The organism is Paratractidigestivibacter sp. (assembly GCF_963660155.1).
Taxonomy (GTDB): Bacteria; Actinomycetota; Coriobacteriia; order Coriobacteriales; family Atopobiaceae; genus Paratractidigestivibacter.
Genome location: NZ_CAVKWG010000009.1, coordinates 1 through 3,287, shown reverse-complemented (window position 1 = coordinate 3,287; position 3,287 = coordinate 1). Strand labels below are relative to the sequence as shown.

Sequence of the window (3,287 nt, the reverse complement as noted above, 5' to 3'; positions counted from 1 at the left end):
GCTTGGCTGGTTTCTCCGCCGGTTCGTTTCCTGGGTTTTGTCCTCGAAGGAGGATTGGTCCATGATCATATGCGAGCCCGTGAGGTGACTTGCTGGCGAGACCTGCTGCCAGCGGCTTACCGCTCGCCGCCCCGCCGCCCGAGACCCTACCCAAACGCCCCCGCACCGCCTACACTGCTTATATAACTCTTATCAAACCGGACACGGTGGAGGCGGGGCCATGGCAACTGGGCAAGAACTGCGCAAGTCGCTGCTCAACGCAAAGAAGACCGAGAGGGTCATCTTTGCCATAACGCCCGAGCTCAAGGAGGCCGCGACCGCCCAGGCCGAGGACCGCTGCGTGAGCCTGTCCGCCTACATCAACTCGCTCATCGCCGACGACGTCGTGGCACATGCGGTCGGCGCCAGCGCGGCCCCCGTCGCCGCCAAGGAGGCTCGCTAGCGCATGGAGCACTCCTACTTCGACAACCGCTCCTCCCTCGTCAAGGACGACCTCGTCCGCACCATCGCCGCCGGCGACCGCGTCTCCGTGGCCGCCTCGGTCTTCTCGATGTACGCCTACCAGGAGCTCAAGGAGCAGCTCGAGTCCCTTGACGAGTTCCGTTTCATCTTCACCTCGCAGGCCTTCACTGCCGAGCGCACGCCCCGCGAGAAGCGCGAGTTCTACATCCCACGTCTTGGCCGCGAGCAGGGTCTCTGCGGCACGGAGCTGGAGATTCGCTTGCGCAACGAGCTCACGCAGAAGGCCGTGGCCTCCGAGTGCGCCGACTGGATCCGAGCAAAGGCCCGCTTCAAGTCCTACGAAGGTGAGGACCGCGCCTCCGGCTTCCTTGACGTCACCAAGCCCGACGACGACGTCGCCTATATGCCCTTCGAGGAGTTCACCACCCGCAAGCTTGGCTGCGATCCCACGGCGTCGCACGCCGGCACAACCCTGCGCGTTGCCACCGACCAGTCCCGCGCGCTTCTCGCCGACTTCGACCGCGCCTGGGACTCCGGCGAGCTCCACGACGTCACGGACGCCGTCATCGACGGCATCACGGCCATGTACCAGGAGAACGCCCCCGAGCTCATCTACTACATGGCCCTCTACCGCATCTTCAGCGAGTTTCTCGACGACGTCTCCGAGGACGTGCTGCCCAACGAGGGCACGGGCTTCCGCCAGAGCGCCATCTGGGGCAAGCTCTACGACTTCCAGCGCGACGCCGTCGTGGCCATCATCAACAAGCTGGAGACCTACAACGGCTGCATCCTGGCGGACTCCGTGGGCCTCGGCAAGACCTACACCGCGCTCGCCGTCATCAAGTACTACGAGAGCCGCAACAGGAACGTCCTGGTCCTGTGCCCCAAGAAGCTCAAGGACAACTGGATTACCTACAACAACAACCTGGTCAACAACCCCATCGCCTCCGACCGCCTGCGCTACGACGTCCTGTTCCACACGGACCTCTCGCGCGAGCGCGGCACCTCCGAGACGGGCCTGCCCCTCGACCGCATCAATTGGGGCGCCTACGACCTCGTGGTCATCGACGAGTCCCATAACTTCCGCAACGGCGGCGACTCGGCCGTCGAGGGCAAGCTCAACCGCTACCAGAACCTCATGGAGAAGGTCATCCGCCAGGGCGTCAAGACCAAGGTCCTCATGCTCTCGGCCACGCCCGTCAACAACCGCTTTCGCGACCTGCGAAACCAGCTGGCGCTGGCCTACTCGGGCGACCCCGAGGAGTGGGCGGGCCGCCTCAATCTCCAGAACGACATCGAGACGGTCTTCCGCAACGCGCAGACCACCTACTCGCGCTGGGCGGACCTGCCCGTTGAGCAGCGCACAACCGACCGTCTCACGCAGATGCTCGACTTCGACTTCTTCGAGGTCCTGGACCAGGTCACCGTGGCCCGCAGCCGCAAGCACATCCAGCGCTACTACGACATGAGCGCCCTCGGCCCCTTCCCGCGCCGTCTGCCGCCCGTCTCCAAGCACCCCAAGCTCTCCACGCTACCGGACTCCATCAACTACCACGAGATATACGAGGAGCTGGACTCCCTCACACTGGCCGTCTACATGCCCAGCACCTACCTGCTGCCCAGCCGCGTGGTCAAGTACCAGGACCTCGGCGGCGGGGGCAACCTGACCCTCGCCGGCCGAGAGGCGGGCGTCCGGCGTCTCATGAACACGAACCTGCTCAAGCGCCTGGAGAGCTCGGTCCACTCGTTCCGCCTCACGCTCGAGCGCGTCGGCGGTGTCATGCGTGCAGCCCTCGCAAAGATCGAGGACTACAAGGACGGTCGCGGCGCCGGCACGGTGGAGGACGGCGGGATGCCCGGGGGCTTCGACTGGGACCCCGACGACGAGGGGGCCTTCGAGGTCGGTGGCGCCACCAAGATCTCGCTCGCAGACATGGACTGGATGCGCTGGGAGACGGACATCCGCGAGGACCTGAGCTATGTTGACCTGCTCATCTCCATGGTCGCCGACATCGATCCCGCCCATGACGCCAAGCTGCTGGAGATAAAGGCAGACGTCGCCGCCAAGGCCGCCGCGCCCATCAACGCCGGCAATCGCAAGGCCCTCGTCTTCACCGCCTTCGCTGACACCGCCGAGTACCTCTACGAGAACCTCGCGCCCTTCTGCGAGCAGGAGCTCGGCATGCACGTGGCGCTCGTTACCGGCAACGGCTGCAAGTGCACGCTGCCCGACGTGCCGGCCCAGATGCAGGACGTCCTGGCCTGCTTCAGCCCCGTCTCCAAGGAGCGCGACCTCATAGCCCCGGGCCTTTCCGGCAAGGACGTCGACGTCGTCATCGCCACGGACTGCATCTCGGAGGGCCAGAACCTGCAGGACTGCGACTACATGGTCAACTACGACATCCACTGGAACCCGGTGCGCATCGTTCAGCGCTTCGGCCGCGTGGACCGTATCGGCTCCAGGAACGACTGCATCCAGCTGGTCAACTACTGGCCCGACGTTGAGCTCGACGAGTACATCAAGCTCAAGGCCCGCGTCGAGGAGCGCATGCGCATCACCGTGATGACCTCCACGGGCGACGACGACTACATCAACGAGGACGAGAACGGCGACCTCGAGTACCGCCGCCGCCAGCTGGAGCAGATGCGCGACGAGGTCATGGACCTCGAGGACGTGAGCGGCGGCGTCTCCATCACGGACCTGGGCCTGAACGAGTTCCGTATGGACCTCGTGGGCTACTACCGCGAGAACCCCGACATCGACCGCCTGCCCTCCGGCATCAACGCCGTGGTGGAGGGCGAGGAGCCCGGCGTGGTCTTCGTGC

2 protein-coding genes are annotated in these 3,287 nt (G+C 65.2%); both read left to right on the top strand.

The features are described 5' to 3' along the window. The first annotated feature begins 220 nt into the window (after nucleotides 1-220). Entirely contained in the window at nucleotides 221-442 is a 222-nt protein-coding gene (locus U5709_RS01185) for a hypothetical protein (protein WP_321972573.1), read from the top strand. A gap of 3 nt (nucleotides 443-445) precedes the next feature. Further along, nucleotides 446-3,287: helicase-related protein (locus U5709_RS01180; protein WP_321972572.1), on the top strand; the 2,842-nt coding region annotated here is incomplete at its 3' end.